General features: G+C 70.2%; 12 protein-coding genes. 6 read left to right on the plus strand and 6 right to left on the minus strand.

The window, feature by feature from the left end:
- The first annotated feature begins 12 nt into the window (after window positions 1-12).
- The 3 genes from ACQP1O_RS41595 to ACQP1O_RS41605 all read left to right on the plus strand — a co-directional run bounded on the left by ACQP1O_RS41595 (window position 13) and on the right by ACQP1O_RS41605 (window position 4,448).
- Window positions 13-1,149: a DUF3068 domain-containing protein gene (locus tag ACQP1O_RS41595; protein ID WP_433563722.1), complete on the plus strand. Its 1,137-nt coding sequence runs from the start codon at window positions 13-15 to the stop codon at window positions 1,147-1,149.
- Window positions 1,150-1,319: 170 nt separating this feature from the next.
- Window positions 1,320-2,585, plus strand: a complete 1,266-nt coding sequence (locus ACQP1O_RS41600; protein ID WP_433563723.1) for a polysaccharide biosynthesis protein — start codon at window positions 1,320-1,322, stop codon at window positions 2,583-2,585.
- Between the two features lie 72 nt (window positions 2,586-2,657).
- A complete protein-coding gene (locus ACQP1O_RS41605; protein WP_433567974.1) occupies window positions 2,658-4,448 on the plus strand; it encodes a hypothetical protein in 1,791 nt (596 codons plus the stop codon).
- An 88-nt stretch (window positions 4,449-4,536) separates the two neighbouring features.
- Here ACQP1O_RS41605 and ACQP1O_RS41610 read toward each other — a convergent pair whose 3' ends face one another.
- Window positions 4,537-5,706: a glycosyltransferase family 4 protein gene (locus ACQP1O_RS41610; RefSeq protein ID WP_433563724.1), complete on the minus strand. Its 1,170-nt coding sequence runs from the start codon at window positions 5,704-5,706 to the stop codon at window positions 4,537-4,539.
- A gap of 185 nt (window positions 5,707-5,891) precedes the next feature.
- On the opposite strand from ACQP1O_RS41610, the gene ACQP1O_RS41615 reads away from it, so the two are divergent.
- Window positions 5,892-6,719: a class I SAM-dependent methyltransferase gene (locus ACQP1O_RS41615; RefSeq protein WP_433563725.1), complete on the plus strand. Its 828-nt coding sequence runs from the start codon at window positions 5,892-5,894 to the stop codon at window positions 6,717-6,719.
- On the opposite strand, the gene ACQP1O_RS41620 is transcribed toward ACQP1O_RS41615, so the two are convergent.
- Window positions 6,681-6,983, minus strand: a complete 303-nt coding sequence (locus ACQP1O_RS41620) for a hypothetical protein (RefSeq protein ID WP_379402909.1) — start codon at window positions 6,981-6,983, stop codon at window positions 6,681-6,683. The two genes, ACQP1O_RS41615 and ACQP1O_RS41620, sit on opposite strands and share 39 nt — an antisense overlap.
- 203 nt (window positions 6,984-7,186) lie before the next feature.
- The gene (locus tag ACQP1O_RS41625; protein ID WP_433563726.1) at window positions 7,187-7,390 is read right to left on the minus strand and encodes a hypothetical protein; all 204 of its coding nucleotides are present in this window, start codon (window positions 7,388-7,390) and stop codon (window positions 7,187-7,189) included.
- A gap of 239 nt (window positions 7,391-7,629) precedes the next feature.
- Here ACQP1O_RS41625 and ACQP1O_RS41630 point away from each other — a divergent pair, with 239 nt between their 5' ends.
- Window positions 7,630-9,063: an aldehyde dehydrogenase gene (locus ACQP1O_RS41630; RefSeq protein ID WP_433563727.1), complete on the plus strand. Its 1,434-nt coding sequence runs from the start codon at window positions 7,630-7,632 to the stop codon at window positions 9,061-9,063.
- Window positions 9,064-9,285: 222 nt separating this feature from the next.
- Here ACQP1O_RS41630 and ACQP1O_RS41635 read toward each other — a convergent pair whose 3' ends face one another.
- The 3 genes from ACQP1O_RS41635 to ACQP1O_RS41645 all read right to left on the minus strand — a co-directional run bounded on the left by ACQP1O_RS41635 (window position 9,286) and on the right by ACQP1O_RS41645 (window position 13,711).
- Window positions 9,286-11,112 (minus strand): phosphoenolpyruvate carboxykinase (GTP), encoded by a 1,827-nt coding sequence (locus ACQP1O_RS41635; protein ID WP_433563728.1) that lies wholly within the window; start codon window positions 11,110-11,112, stop codon window positions 9,286-9,288.
- A 169-nt stretch (window positions 11,113-11,281) separates the two neighbouring features.
- Window positions 11,282-12,997: a hypothetical protein gene (locus ACQP1O_RS41640; RefSeq protein WP_433563729.1), complete on the minus strand. Its 1,716-nt coding sequence runs from the start codon at window positions 12,995-12,997 to the stop codon at window positions 11,282-11,284.
- Between the two features lie 45 nt (window positions 12,998-13,042).
- Window positions 13,043-13,711 carry a hypothetical protein gene (locus ACQP1O_RS41645; protein WP_433563730.1) on the minus strand — a complete coding sequence of 223 codons (669 nt, stop codon included), beginning with the start codon at window positions 13,709-13,711 and terminating at the stop codon, window positions 13,043-13,045.
- Between the two features lie 240 nt (window positions 13,712-13,951).
- Between ACQP1O_RS41645 and ACQP1O_RS41650 the strand changes: the two genes are divergently transcribed.
- Window positions 13,952-15,325 carry a lipase family protein gene (locus ACQP1O_RS41650; RefSeq protein WP_433563731.1) on the plus strand — a complete coding sequence of 458 codons (1,374 nt, stop codon included), beginning with the start codon at window positions 13,952-13,954 and terminating at the stop codon, window positions 15,323-15,325.
- Window positions 15,326-15,342 lie beyond the last annotated feature (17 nt).

Below are 15,342 nucleotides of genomic sequence, written 5' to 3' on the forward strand. Positions count from 1 at the left end.
AGGAGAACCTGCATGGCACTCAGTGCCGGTACCAGAAGGACGGTGGCCTGCGTACTCGTGGGGCTCGGTGCGATGCTGCTCGTCGCCGCGATCATGGTCCCCACCTATACGGTCAGTCGGCTGGCTAAGACCCCGCTGGACCTGGAGATCACGACCGTCGCGACCAATCCGCAGAACGGCGCTCCCAGTGAGGTGCTGGACTCCAAGTCGCTGACCTCGGGAACGGGCCCGGCGAAGGTGGACCAGAACGTCCCGCTCGTCTCGCAGCGCTTCCTCACCGTCGAAGACCCGTCGGACGCTTCGCAAATGACCATCCAGGCCGGTCAGACCCTGCGCCGCACCGACAAGCAGGGCGACACCGGCCTGCTGACCGCGACCATCGACCGCGTCACCGTGGACCGCAAGACCGGCCAGCCGGTGGAGTCGGTGGACGGCGGCCCCAACGGTGCGATCGCCGTGACGGTCGACAAGAAGGGCGAGAGCGTGATGGACCCGGTGCAGCACACCGGCCTCCAGTACCGCTTCCCGATCGGCACGGACAAGAAGACCTATCCGTACTTCGATCTGAACGTGCGCAAGACCTTCGACATCAACTTCGTCGAAGAGACCGAGATCAACAATCTGAAGGTCTATCACTTCCAGATGACCGTTCCGGTCACCGATCTCTCCACCGTCGCCAACTCGCCGACCAACAAGCTGACCCTGCCCGCCGAGAAGTGGGGCGTGGAGGGCGACGGCGACGTCACCATGACGCGCTTCTACGCCAACACCCGCGACGTGTGGGTCGAGCCGCAGACCGGAACCGTGATCAAGGGCCAGGAGCAGCTCCACCTGTTCTACGCCCGCAGCGGTGACAAGCCCGAGGTGACCGCCCTGAAGTCGACCCTGGTGTTCGACGAGAACACCATCGAGTCGCAGATCTCGGTGGCCAAGGACAACATCGACAAGCTGTCGCTGTACGGCCGCATCCTGCCGATCATCCTCGGCGTCCTCGCCCTGGTGTTCCTGATCGTCGGCCTGCTGCTCGGCTTCCTCGGCAAGAACGGCAACGGGCGCACCCCGGTCCGCCGCGTCGCCCCGGCCCCGTCCGGCGGTCCCGGCAACTTCGATGCCCCGACCCAGCAGATCGACATGAACAAGAAGCCCTAGCGGCTCCCGGTTCACCGCGGCCCAGCACCTGCACAGGTGCTGGGCCGCTTCCGTTTCCACCCGATGCCCGGGTGAGGTCCCGCGCTGGTGGACGCCGGCGGCAGCGGGGCGGGAGCGAGGCACAGGGGTGCGCGGCCGGGATGGTCGAGGCGGATGGGAGCATTGCGGGCGTGCCAGTTGTACGCCGTCTGCCCGTGGTCAAGGACCTGACCTTGGTGACGGCGGGGGCGATGACCGCGAATGTGGCGGGATACCTGCTGCAGCTGCTCGCCAGCCGATGGCTGGGGGTGTCGGGATACAGCTCGTTCGCGAGCCTGCTGGCGGTACAGATGCTGTGCGCCGTGCCCGCGCTCGCGTTGCAGAACGTGGTCGCGCGGGAGGTGGTGCGGGGCGCACCGGTGCGCGCCGCGCGAGAGCTGACCGCGCGCTGCGCCGGCCTGGTCGCGGTGGTGGCGCTGGTGCTGGTTCCGGTGGTGGGCGCGGTGCTGAAGGTCGGCTTCGCGGCGTCGGCGGGTGCGCTGTGTTCCGCGCCGGCCCTGGTGCTGCTCGCGGGCGAGCAGGGAATCCTGCAGGGGCGCAGCCGATTCCGGGAGCTGGCCACCGTACTGGGCGGAGCGACGATCGTGCGGGTGACGCCCGCCCTGATCGTGCTGGCCTGCGGTTTCGGTTCCGCGCCCGCGCTGTGGGCCGGCGCGGGTGGCGCCACCCTGGCGGCGATCGCGGCCCGCCGGATCGCCGATCGCGCGCTGACGGACAACGGGCGCGAGGCCTCCGAATCCGCCGCACCGCACCGGACAGCGGCATGGGGGCTCGGGGTGGCGGCGGTGTTCCGGGCCGTGCAGGTGCAAGCGGCCTTGACCGCGTTGTCGGCGGCGGATCTGCTGGTGTCGCGAATCATCCTGGACGAGAACGACGCCGGGCGCTACGCCCTGGGAGCCATCGCCGCGAAGATCGCGTTCTGGCTCCCGCAGGCGGTCGGCGTGGTGCTGTATCCGAAGATGGCGCAGCCGCAGCACTCCGTGCGCGCCGTGCGGTCGGCGCTGGCGGTGCTGGTGGGGATCGGGGCCGTCACGGTCCTCGGGGCGGCGGTGGCCGCACCACTGGCGCCGCTGTTCGCGGGGCGCGATTACGCACCGATCGAGGGACTGCTGTGGCTGTTCGCGCTCGAGGGCGCGCTGCTGGCGGTCTTGCAGGCGGCCCTGCTGTCGGCGATCGCCGCGGACCGGACGGCGCCGGCCGCCATTACGTGGGTCGGGCTCGGCGCCGGGATCGCGGTCATGCTGACCTGCGCGCACTCGGTGCTGTCGCTGATCGTCATCGCCACGGCGACGGCTGCCCTCACGACTCTGGTGATCACCGGCCTGGCTCTGCGCGGCGCACGCGACGAGACCGAGCGCCCAACGCGGGTCCCCGAACTCGGGTCGAACGGAACGTAGGGTGCCGGTGTGAGTTCGCAGGGTCGGGAGCGGGGTCGGGTCAGGTTGGTACCCGCCGGGTACAGCCTGGTGCTGGCGCTGATCGTGCTGGGGCCACTGCTCGGGTCCGGATACCTGCTGCTGCGGGACGCGGTCAGTACACCGCGGTCGTTTCTCACCGATTCCGCGCTGGGGCTCGGCGATGCCGCGCCGCGCGCCGTGCCGCAGGACGCGCTGATCGCCGTCGGATCGGCGGTGGTGGACGGCGGCCTCCTCGTCAAGGCGATGCTGCTGGCTGCGCTGTGGCTGGCCGGCTGGGGTACGGCTTGCCTGGCCCGCGACCTGCTTCGCGTATCGCTGGGCCCGCAGTTGGTGGCGGCGACCGTCGCCATCTGGAATCCCTATGTGGCCGAGCGCCTTTTACAGGGCCATTGGAGCCTCCTCACCGGCTATGCGGCACTGCCATGGATCGCCCTGCTCGCCACTCGCTTACGCGCGCGCTCCGCAACCGCCGGACGGGTGGGCGCGCTCGGTACGTGGGCCGGGCTGGCAGGGTGTCTCGCCGCGGCGGGGCTCACTCCAACCGGATCGCTGCTCGCGGGGCTGATGGCACTACTGCTGGTCGGCAAACGGAATCTGCCTGCCACCGCGGCACTGTGGATCGTGTCGGCGGCCCCATGGCTGACAGCGACCGCACTGTCGGGTGCGGGCGCGGAGCCCTCGGATCCGGCGGGCGTCGCCGCCTTCGCCGCCCGCGCGGAGCCCTGGCTCGGCACCCTCGGCAGCCTCGCGGGACTGGGCGGCATCTGGAACAGCACCGCCGTACCCGGGTCGCGCACAACGTTCTTCGCCTTGGCCGCAACAGTGCTCCTGCTCGCTCTCGTGGCAACCGGCGTACGCGCGGTCCTCGGCGCCGGCACGGACTCCGAATCTCGTTGGGGCGCAGCGGCCCGCAGCGAGGCACGAGTTGCGCGGCGGCGCCTGGTCTGGCTGGCGGTGGTGGCGATCGTGCTGCCCGCGCTGGGCGCGACCGGCTGGGGGTTGTCGGCGGGTGAGTTTCTGGTGACCAGGGTGCCGGGGGCCGGGCTGCTCCGGGATACCCAGAAGTTCGTGGCCCTGGCCGTTCCCGCGTATGCCCTGTGCGCGGCCGCCGGATGCCGGGTGGTGGGGCGCTGGATTTCCACCAAGGTCGATGGTGTGAGCGCCGAGTCGCCGCGGGCGCGAACCGGCGGGGCCGCGGTGCTTTTCCTCGCGATCGTGTTCCTCACGCTGCCGGATCTGGCGTGGGGAGTCGGGGGCGCGCTGCGGCCGGTGCAGTATCCGGCCGGATGGCAGCGGGTGGCGGACGCGGTCGACGCGCCGGGTGATGTCGCGGTGCTGCCGGGCGGGATGTTCCGGAAGTTCCGGTACTCGGGGAGTGCGCCGGTCCTGGATCCGGCTCCGCGCATGCTGAAGCGAGATGTGCTGCAAACCGGTGAACTTCCCGTGCGCGGCGGCGTGGTGTCCGGTGAGGGCGAGCGGGCCCGGAAGGTGGAGAACCTGTTGTTGCAGGGCGGATCCGCGAACCGGCTGGCCGAGCTGGGGGTCGGCTGGGTGCTGGTCGAGGGCGGCACGCCGGGACCGATGGGCGAATCGAAAACTACCCTGGCGCAGTTGAATCCGCTCTTCGCCGACCGGGATGTGCAGCTGTACCGGGTACCCGGCGAAATCGCGGCCCACGACGCCCCCGCCGCGAACCGCCGCCTGTCGGGCGCCGCGCATCTGCTGTGGGCCGCGCTGCTGGCCAGCGGATTCCTCACCGCCGCAATCCATTCCGTGACACGGCGGTCAGTCCCGCGGGAAGCCGAGCCCGAATCCCACCCCGATCACGACAATGCTGACTAACGCAATGACGAGAATGATCCACATGTCTCGATGCTATGAACCGTAGGAGAACCGCGGCGCGGCTTCGCCGAATTGCGATGCCCGCGAATCACACTCGCGCGGGCGCGATCAGACCGCTCACCCGCTCGCCGCGCGTCACCGCGGACAGCACCTCGTAGACGCCGTTTCCGGTCTGCTCCCAGGAGAATTCCCGCGCCCGCGCCCGCGCCTTCTCCCCCAGCACCATCCGGGACTCCGGATCGCCGAGCAGTTCGCCCACGGCCTCGACGAGCTGGGCCGGATCGTCGACCAGCAGCCCGGTCACGCCGTCCACGATGGAGTCGGTGAGCCCGCGTGAACTGCGGTACCCGACCGTGGGCACCCCGTGCTGGGCCGCCTCGATGACCGCCAGCCCCCAGCCCTCCTTGCGCGAGGGCAGCACATGCACCCAGGCGCGGCCCAGCAGCCGGTGCTTCTCCTCCTCGTCGACGTGGCCGTGGAAAGTGACCGCGTCGGCGATCCCGAGCTCGCGCGCATGGGCGCGCAGATTGGGGGCCCACCAGCCGTCGCCGATCACGTCGAGGTGCAGACCCGGGATCCACCCGCGCAGCCCGGCCACCACGGCCATGGCGTCCTCGATCTGCTTGTGCGGCACCAGCCGCGAGAGCACCACGATGCTGGGGTGCGCGGTGCGGGTAGCGTCGTCGCCGGCCGGCACCTGCACGGGAATCGGTTCGGCGCCATTGCGCACCACCGCGATCCGCGTCCCGGCCACTCCGAGCGCGGTGAGCTCCTCGGCCGACGGCAGCGAAACCGTCAGGTACTGATTGCCGCGGTGCACGCGCGGCGACAGCCGCGATTCGATCCACCAGCCGATCCGCCCGACCAGTCGCCCGGCCACCGGCCACTGCTCGCGATGCCCGTGATGCACGAGCACCACGGTCGGCGCGGCCGTCGCGGCCCGGGCGAAGAAGGGGATGCCGTTCTGAGTGTCGATGACCGCGTCGGGCCGCAAGCCCTTGAGCGGGCCGATCCCGAACCGGCCCAGCGCGATGGCCGCCAGCGCCCGCGGATACACCGTGAACCGCCCACCGCCCCGGCTGATCTCGATGCCGTCGATCGACTCCCGCTTTGCCGCACCCGGATAGCCCGCGGTCCGCAGCGTGACCTTGACGCCGCGCGCGGCCAGCTGTGTCCCGACCTGCTCCAGATACCGCTCGCTCCCGCCACCCTGCGGATGCCCGGTGTCGCGCCAGCACAGCAGCAGCACTTCACGCACGGGCGGATCTCCAGGGGGTCAGGGTCGGTCGGGGACAGGCAGACAATGGGCTCCACCATATAGCCCGGCCGCCCGTTCCGGGCCAGCAGTGGTCATCCGACCTGCGCGTGCCGCGCATCGATGCCGGGGTGCGAGGTTGCGAGCGGGTGTCCGGGCCGGTGCGCGGCTGTGCGAAACTTGCCGCCGTGCTTCGAGCCGATCAGACCAGACCGCGCCGCCCGCGATTCGCCCGCCGGGCGACGCTGCGCCGGTCGCTACGGCTGCTGGGCAGTTTCCGGTTCGAGCAGACCGATCCGGCCGTGTTCTACGGCGGGGTGGCGGCCGATACCGCGGATCTGGTGTCGGACTTCTACCGGGATCTGACCGGGAAGTCGCTGCGCGGGACGATCGTGCTGGACGTGGGCGGCGGTCCGGGCTATTTCGCGGACGAGTTCGGCCGGGCGGGGGCCCGCTATCTGCCGGTGGAGCCGGACCCGTCGGAGATGCACGCGGCCGGTTTGCGAGTCGCGGGCTCGGTGCGCGGGTCCGGGATGGCGCTGCCGTTCCGGGACGACGCGGTGGACGTCTGCATCTCCTCGAATGTGGCCGAGCACGTGCCGCAGCCGTGGGTGATGGCCGCCGAGATGCTGCGGGTCACCAAACCCGGTGGCCTCATGGTCTTTTCGTACACGGTGTGGCACGGGCCGTTCGGCGGCCACGAGACCGGGCCGTGGCATTACCTGGGCGGGGAGTACGCGGCGCGGCGGTATCGGCGCAAGCACGGGCGGGAGCCCAAGAATCGTTTCGGGCAGTCGCTGTTCGCGGTGCGGGCGGCCGAGGGTATGCGGTGGGCGCGCGAAACTCCGGACGACATCGGGATTCTCGCGGTGTTCCCGCGCTATCACCCGCGCTGGGCCTGGTGGATGGTGCGCGTCCCGGTACTGCGGGAGCTGCTGGTCAGCAACCTGGTCGTGGTGGCGACCAAGCGGCCGCGGTCAGCCTATGGAGAATCCGCGCCGCCAGATCCGGCGTAGGCCGGTGCACGGTTCGGGTTCGCCCCACGGTGACTCCTGGGTAGCCAACCCGACCGTCTCCAAGGCGGTCAGGCCGACCTGACCGGCGAGGGCGTTCACGGTGGCAACCGCTTCGGCCGCCTGTAATGCGGCGGCGGCTTGCTCGGTGGTCAGGGTCCGGCCCGGCAGGAAGGACACCACCCAACCGCCCGCGCCGACGCTTTTCGCCTGATGCGGCGTGAGATCACTGGTCATCAGGGATCTGCCGACCACTTGCACCGCCATGACTCGGACTCCCCTGTGCGGTAACGGTTCATGAATCGAGCGAGCTATCCACGGTAGCTATAAAGCATGCTCGCTGCGGCTTCCGAATGCAATAGTGCGTTCGGTGAAAAGCGAACCAACAGGTCGGAATTCGATATTGCGGACTGCTGCCAGATTGCCACAAGAATGCGGAATGGCTTGCGGTCCCGCGCATCCGGAGCGGATCAGTCCTCGGGCAGCTGGAGCCGGAAGACAGGTTGCCCCTTCCGGACCGTCGGATAGGTCGCCTCCACCACCTCGACATGCCACCCCGGCGGCAGCACCCGCTGCAACTGACCCGCAGCCCGCTGCATGGGAGTGCTGACACCCGGTGAGTCGACATCATAGAGCTCACCGAGCAGGAAGTCGTCGAGGCGCACATCGGACATGCGGGGATCTACCTTTCGAAGAGCTAATAAATAGCAACCGACCGGATTGGTGGAGAAAGGCGTACTGGGCCGAGCATAAGCCACGGCCCGGCAACCCCGAATCCGAATCAGGTTTCGCCGCGCCGGTAACCGGACTGCTTAGAAACCGAGGAGTCCTATTTCAAAGAAGATCCCGGTCAGCGGGACGTTTGCCCCGCACACGGGGGACAGCGCCCAACGCAAAACTGTAACGTGTTCTCATGGAGTACCAGAGTCTGTTCATCGGTGGCCGCTGGACCGCACCGGCCGGCGCCGACACCCTGCCCGTCGTCTCGCCCGCAACCCTGGAAACCGTCGGCAGCGTGCCCGTCGTCACCCGCGCCGACATCGACGCCGCGGTCGCCGCGGCCCGCCGGGCCTTCGACAGCGGACCCTGGCCCGCCACCCCGCCGGAGGAGCGCGCCGCCCTGCTGGCCCGCGTCGTCGCCCTGCTCGATCAGAAGGCCGGCGACCTCGCCGCCGCCCTCTCCGCCGAGATGGGCGCGCCCGCCCTGGCCGCGAGCACCCTCAACTACGTCCCCGCCCGCGCCACCCTCGACTTCTACGCCGGACTCGGAAAGTCCTTCCCCTGGACCGAATCTCGCACCGGCCTGTTCGGCACCACCCGGGTCTCCCGCGAACCGGTCGGCGTGGTCGCCGCCGTGATCGCCTGGAATGTCCCGCTCTTCCTGGCCGTCAACAAGCTCGCGCCCGCCCTGCTGGCCGGCTGCAGCGTCGTCCTCAAGCCCGCGCCGCTCACCCCGCTGGCCGCCAACCTGCTCGCCGACATCTTCGCCGAGGCCGGCCTTCCCGAGGGCGTGCTGTCGGTGCTGCCCGCCGAGGCCGACGCCGCCGAATACCTGGTCTCCCACCCGAGCGTGGACAAGGTCACCTTCACCGGTAGTACCGCGGTCGGCCGCAAGATCGCCGCCATCGCGGGCAGCCAGCTCAAGCGCTGCTCGCTGGAACTGGGCGGCAAGTCCGCCGCGATCCTGTTGCCCGACATGGACATCGCCGACATGCCCAAGCTCGCCTTCGCGGGCCTGATGAACAGCGGTCAGGCCTGCGTGGCCCAGACCCGCATCCTCGCACCGCGCGGCCGCTACGACGAAATCCTCGACGCCCTCACCGCTTCCGTGGGCCTGCTCCCGGTCGGCCTGCCCGACGACCCCAATGCCCAACTGGGCCCGCTCATCTCGGAGAAACAGCGCGAGCGCGTCGAGGGCTACATCGCCAAGGGCCAGGACGAGGGCGCGCGCCTGATCCTGGGCGGCGACCGCCCCGCCGACCTCCCCGGCTGGTACGTCCGCCCCACCGTCTTCGCCGACGTCACCAATGCCATGACCATCGCCCGCGAGGAGATCTTCGGCCCGGTCCTCTCCGTCCTCCCCTACGACACCGAGGAGGAGGCCGTCGCCATCGCCAACGACAGCGACTACGGCCTCGCCGGCTCGGTCTGGACCACCGACATCGAGCACGGCGCCGCCATCGCGGCCAAGGTCCGCACCGGCACCTACGCCATCAACTGGTACGCCTTCGACCCCTGCGCCCCGTTCGGCGGCTACAAGACCTCCGGCATCGGCCGCGAGAACGGCCCCGAGGGCCTCGAAGCCTACTGCGAGCAGAAGTCCCTGCTGATGCCCATGGGCAGCTGAGCTCCCCCGCCTCTCCGTACCTTCAGCGGGCGGCACGGGTGCCGTCTCCAGACGTGCATCCCGTGCCGCCGGTTGGGAGCCGAAACAGTTTCGGGGGTACCCGGCGAGTTACCCTCGCCACCCCGAAATCAGTGGTCCCGTCCCGGCCGGGCCCACCGCCCATCTCCGACGAAAACGGCTCGCCCGCACCGAGCGTGCGGGCGAGCCGTTTTCGTCATGTCTCTACGCGAGACGCTGCTTCAGGGCCTCGAACTCGTCGCGGATCCCGGAGGGCAGCTTGTCGCCGATGAACTCGAACCACTCCTCGATCAGCGGGATCTCCCGCTTCCACTCCTCGACGTTGACCGCGAGCGCCTCGTCGACGTCGGCGGCGTTCACGTCCAGGCCCTCGAGGTCGAGGTTGGCGGCGGCGGGGACATTGCCGATCGGGGTGGCCTCGGCCTCCGCGGTGCCCTCGATGCGGTTGACGATCCACTCCAGCACGCGGGAGTTCTCGCCGAAGCCGGGCCACAGGAAGCGGCCGTCCTCGCCACGGCGGAACCAGTTGACGTAGAAGATCTTCGGCAGCTTCTGGGCGTCGGCGTTCTTGCCGAGGTTGATCCAGTGGCCGATGTAGTCACCCACGTGGTAGCCCATGAACGGGATCATGGCCATCGGGTCGCGGCGCACGGTGCCGACCTTGCCCTCGGCGGCGGCGGTCTGCTCGGAGGACAGGGTGGCGCCCATGAACACGCCGTGCTGCCAGTCGAAGGACTCGGTCACCAGCGGGACCGTGGTCTTGCGGCGGCCGCCGAAGAGGATGGCCGAGATCGGCACGCCCTGCGGGTCGTCCCACTCGGGAGCCAGGGTCGGGCACTGCGACATCGGGGTGCAGTAGCGCGAGTTCGGGTGCGCGGCCAGGGTTTCCGACTCGCGCTCGTACCAGTCGTTGCCCTTCCAGTCGATCAGGTGATCGGGCTGGCCCTCCAGGCCCTCCCACCACACGTCGCCGTTGTCGGTCAGCGCGACGTTGGTGTAGACGGTGTTGCCCGCGTCGATGGTGGCCATCGCGTTGGGGTTGGAGGAGTGGTTGGTGCCGGGCGCGACACCGAAGAAGCCGAACTCCGGGTTGACGGCATACAGTCGCCCGTCCTTGCCGAAGCGCATCCACGCGATGTCGTCGCCGAGGGTCTCGGCGCGCCAGCCCGGAATGGTCGGCTGGATCATGGCGAGGTTGGTCTTACCGCAGGCCGACGGGAACGCGGCGGCCACGTAGTACGCCTTGTTCTCCGGCGAGATCAGCTTGAGGATGAGCATGTGCTCGGCCAGCCAGCCCTCGTCGTGTGCCATGGCCGAGGCGATGCGCAGCGAGTAGCACTTCTTGCCCAGCAGCGCGTTGCCGCCGTAACCCGAACCGTAGGACCAGATTTCGCGGTCCTCGGGGAAGTGGGTGATGTACTTGGTGTCGTTGCACGGCCACGGCACGTCGGCCTGGCCCTCGGCCAGCGGCGCGCCCAGCGAGTGCAGCGCCTTCACGAACGGCCGGTCGGCGCCGAGCTTCTCCAGGGCGGCCTTGCCGGCGCGGGTCATCACGCGCATCGACACCACGACGTACTCGGAATCGGTGATCTCGACGCCCAGCTTCGGGTCCTCGGCGCCCAGCGGGCCCATGCAGAAGGGCACCACGTACATGGTGCGGCCCTTCATGGAGCCGCGGTACAGCTCGGTCATGGTGGCGCGCATCTCGGTCGGGTCGACCCAGTTGTTGGTCGGACCGGCGTCGGCCTCGGTCTTCGAGCAGATGTAGGTGCGGGACTCGACGCGGGCGACGTCGGAGGGGTCGGAGAGGGCGAGGAACGAGTTGGGCTTCTTGCTCTCGTTCAGCTTCTTGAAGGTGCCCGCCTCGACCAGCTTGGTGGTGAGGGCGTCCCACTCCTCGTCGGAACCGTCCGACCAGACCACGCGGTCGGGCTGGGTGAGTTCTGCGACCTCCTGTACCCAGGCAAGCAGTTCCTTGTGCTCGGTGGGCGCGGTGCCATCGTGAAGACCAGGAATGGTCGCTGAGGTCATGAAAACTCTCCTGAGATGGGCGGCCCCGAGGTCATCGAGCCGAGGACCACGGCTCGCGACACCGAGTGCCACCAATTGCGGCAGGGCTCCCACTGGTCTCGACGCTTGCCCGTACCGGCTGGACGCGCGTACAAGAACGCAACGGATGCCCTGGTTCCTGCCATAGAGGTTAACGCCATATATCGGGGTGTACGGAATCGGGTTGTCCACTCGGTACCGGGTCGAAACCTCCGACCAGGCGCTGAGCGAATTCGAGTGCGGCCAGGTCACGATCGCATGCCAGCAGTAAAGCGGGGCGCCGTTGCGCCGCCTGCCGCAATTGCGCCTCCAATTCACCGACCCGCAGATCGGTTTCCACCATGCGCGCGGTGGCGCTCCCGAGCACCTCGTCGGTGAGCCGTTCCTCGGCGTCGACCAGGGCCGTGGCGACCCGCTGCTCCAGCTGAGCCCGAGCGTCGACCAGCGTGTCCGCCACCCATTGCCGCAGGTGAGCGCCGTCGGCGAGGTGCCGGCGGGCGCGCACCACCCAGCCCGCGGCGGCGGCACCGAGGAGCAGACTGACCGGCACGATCGCGAAGTCGAAGGCCTGCAGCAGGGCCAGCGGAGCCACCACCAGCCGGCCCAGCCCGAAGCCGGCCGAGGCGCCGAGCGCGATCACCAGGTGGTCCTCCGCACCCCGCAGCCGCGGGCCCGGCGTGGGAACCGTCCTCGACACCCGTTCCGCGGGTGCCGGAAAAGATATATGCCATTCCTCCGCGACGGATTCTTCGACCTGACGGCACAATTCGCCGACCCGGGAGCGAATCGAACGATCCATCTCCTGTGTGAGCTTTTCCACAGAATCGCTCACATGCCGCGGAAATTCGGCGTGTGCGCTGCGCGGCAGGCGTTCGATTTCGGCCCGCAGCTCCCCGTGCAGCGCCCGGATTCTGGCTCCGACCTCGTGCAATAGATCCACTCGCGCCAACTGCAGCCGATTCCGCACGATCGTCATGGCCGAGCCCCGCCCGCCGTCACTCACCGCCAGCAGCCGTGCCCGCTCCTCCCGCAGGCCCGCCACATCCCCACCGTCCCGTAGCTTCCCGGCCTGGGCCACGATCCGCCGCCGCGTCTCGGCCACCACCCGCTCCCGCACGATCGCCACCTGATCCCCCACCGCCCCCGCCCCGGCCGCCGCCACCAGCCGCGCATGCAACAGCCCCACCCCCGACCGATCCAGCAGCGCCGGATCCCTCGCTGCCCGCGCCACCGCCGCCATCCGCGCCGACACCGGCACGATCTCCGCCCCACTCTCGCCACCAGCCTTCGCCAGCAGCTCGACATCCAGCCTCCGCACCTCCCGCCACTCCCGATGCGCGTGAATCCCATCCAGCGCGAACACGATCCGCGTCCCGTCCGACCGCAACGCCCGCACCCGCGCCAGCATTTCGCCGCCGATCAGCGCCCCGGCGTCGAGCACGACGAGCGCCACCGGACACGGACGCGCCCCGGGTCCTGCGCCGGTCGCGGACGCCGGGTCGGCGTCCTCTGTGTCGGCTCCGGCCTCCGTGACGACGATGAGGTCGATCCGCGGCTGGAACCGGGCCAATTCGACCCGCAAGGCCGCCGCGTGCGACTCGTCGCCGCTGAGGAGCGCGATCGCGGTGGCTCCGGCCCGCGGCTCGGGGGCAATCGCCCGCAGCAGGGCCAGACCGTGCGGATTCCAGCGCATGACAACGGCTTCCACCGCCGCGGGCAGCTCGGCCGGCGATGCGGGAGGTTCGGCGACGGGTGCACCGCCCCGGACAGACCGGTCCGCATCGGCCGGGGTCGGCCGATGCAACGGCGGAAGTTCGAGCCCGTGCAACGGCGGCGAGTCAGCGGGGCGGGGTTCGGGGATCAACACCGCTGATTCGTATCCGGCGGCGTATTCGGCTTGGCCCCAGGCGAATCAATCGCCGAGGGTGGCGGCGACGGCCTCGTAGCGGCGGTGGAGTTCGTGGTGGAGGGGGTCTATTCCGCTGGCGCAGTGGAGGATTTGCAGCAGGAGCTGCGGGGGCAGGGTGGGGTGGCGGCGGAGGGCTGCGAGGGCGCAGGAGACGCCGAAGAGGTCCCAGCGGTCCAGCAGGGCCCGGCGGGATTCCAGGTCGGGGGCGAGGTCGGGAGCGGTGAAGAGGTCGTGCGAGAGGGTGAGGGGTGGGTCGGGGCGGTCGCGATGGCGGTGGAGGGTGCGGAGGTCGGCGTCGGTGAGGGTGCCCGAGCGGGTGCGCGCGGCGAGGGACGCGACCACCGGGAAGACGGGCAGACCGAGGTCGGTGGTGAGATCGGCGGCCGCCGCGGCGGCATCGGGCCAGCGGGCGCCGATGCCATCGGCCTTGTTGAGCACCACAAGGGTGCGGTCCGGGCGGACGGTGGCGAGCAGGCGGCGGTCGGCGTGCCAGGCCAGGCCCGGGAGAACATAGAGGACGAGATCGGCGTCGAGCACGGGGGCCGGTTGCCCGGGCTGGTCGACCGGTCGGGTTTCTTCAGCGGTGAGCAGCGACAGTGCATGTCGCAGGGTGGTTTTACCCGCACGGGCCCGGCCCGTCACCTGGATGCGCGGAGATCGCCCGACCGGCACGCGGGCAGCCTAGCCGGAAGCCACTGGGCGCGTGGGCATTTCGGATCACAAACAAGCAGGTCAGGCGGTGAGGAAGCAGACCGATCCGGGTCCTTCTGTGCGCCCGCACAATTCGGCGCAACCGCTCTTCACAGACACCTGGGATTGCCCTACTCTGGCGATTCGGTCGGCATCAGGGCCGATGCACGGCTGCGGCGACCCCTCTCGGTCCACGGCCGGGCGCGACGAGGGGAGGTGGCGATGACGGTCAACGCGGACGTCATCGAATCATCCGGGACACCGGGGCCGAAAGGGACACTACGACCGGCAGCGGCCGGGCCGCCGAGCAGCCGCCCGCTGCCGCCCGGCCGGGACCCTTTCTTCCATCCACCGCGCGGGTTCGCCCGCTACGCGGCGGGCACGATCCTGCGCAGCCGCCCGGTCGACATCGCGCTGTTCGGCCTGGTGCCGCAGCACGTGACGGCCTGGCAGCTGCTGTACCGCAGCCAGGATCTGCACGGCCGGGCCGAGGTCGCGGTCACCACGGTGCTGCTGCCCGAGGGCGCCGAACCGGATGCGGAGCGCCCGCTGCTGGCCTTCCAGACGGCCATGGACGCCGTGACCGACCGCTGCGCCCCGTCCTATGCGCTGCAGCGCGGCGCCCTGTCCCCCGGCTCCATCACCCAGCTCGAATGGCTGCTGGTCGCGAACGCGCTGCGCCGCGGCTGGGCGGTCAGCATCGCCGATCATGAAGGGCCGCAGGGGAATTTCGGTGTGGCGCGGGAGCCCGGCTACCGCGGTCTCGACGGTGTCCGCGCCGCACTGCGTTTCGCGCCACTCGGTCTGCGGGCGGACGCCAGGGTCGCGGTGTGGGGCTATTCCGGTGGCGGCATGGCCAGTTCGTGGCTGGTGGAGATGGCTCCCGAGTACGCGCCCGAGCTCAATATCGTCGGCGCGGTGCTGGGCGCGCCGGTCGGTGATCCCCGCCACGTGTTCCTGAACCTGAACGGCGGCCTGTTCGCGGGCTTTCCAGCGATCGTGATCGCGGCGCTGCAGCAGGTCTACCCGGCGCTGGCCGAGGTGGTGCGCCGCGACTTCACCCCCGAGGGCCGTCGCCTGCTGGAGCGCGCCCGCTCCCTGGGCCCGATCGCGGTGCTGCCGCTGTTGGTGGGCCGCCGCATGGACGACTGTCTGCGGCGTCCACTGGCGGAGATCCTGCCGGATCTCGAGGACATGTTCGACGAGCTGCGCCTGGGCAATCGCGTGCCCGCGTGCCCGGTGCTGGTGGTGCAGCCGGTGCACGATCAGGTCATCGACGCGGCGGGCATCGACGGTCAGGTCGAGCGGTACCGGGCGGGCGGCGCGGCGGTCTGGTACGTCCGCGATCGCCTCAGCGAGCATTTCTCACTGCTGCCGCTGGCGACCCCGATGAGCCTGGACTGGCTGGCCGATCGGCTGGCCGGGAAGGCTCTCACCGAACCGACGACCAAGACCGTCTGGTCGGTCGCGCTGTCCCCGGCACACTGGCGCGGCATGGTGGAAATGGCAACTACCGCAATGCGAGTCACCCTCGGACTCCCGCTGCGCCCGGCCGCCACACCGGCGTCCGGCGAGGTCTCGGGCCTGGCAGCCTGAGTGATCGCGGTCGCGGC

The organism is Nocardia sp. CA-151230 (genome assembly GCF_050942175.1).
In the GTDB taxonomy this organism is placed as follows: Bacteria; Actinomycetota; Actinomycetes; order Mycobacteriales; family Mycobacteriaceae; genus Nocardia.

Coding starts and splice junctions, on each gene's coding strand:
- ACQP1O_RS41595 (WP_433563722.1), top strand. CDS start 13: ATGGCACTCAGTGCCGGTACCAGAAGGACGGTGGCCTGCGTACTCGTG.
- ACQP1O_RS41620 (WP_379402909.1), bottom strand. CDS start 6,983: ATGGCGGTGCAAGTGGTCGGCAGATCCCTGATGACCAGTGATCTCACG.
- ACQP1O_RS41625 (WP_433563726.1), bottom strand. CDS start 7,390: ATGTCCGATGTGCGCCTCGACGACTTCCTGCTCGGTGAGCTCTATGAT.
- ACQP1O_RS41630 (WP_433563727.1), top strand. CDS start 7,630: ATGGAGTACCAGAGTCTGTTCATCGGTGGCCGCTGGACCGCACCGGCC.
- ACQP1O_RS41635 (WP_433563728.1), bottom strand. CDS start 11,112: ATGACCTCAGCGACCATTCCTGGTCTTCACGATGGCACCGCGCCCACC.
- ACQP1O_RS41650 (WP_433563731.1), top strand. CDS start 13,952: ATGACGGTCAACGCGGACGTCATCGAATCATCCGGGACACCGGGGCCG.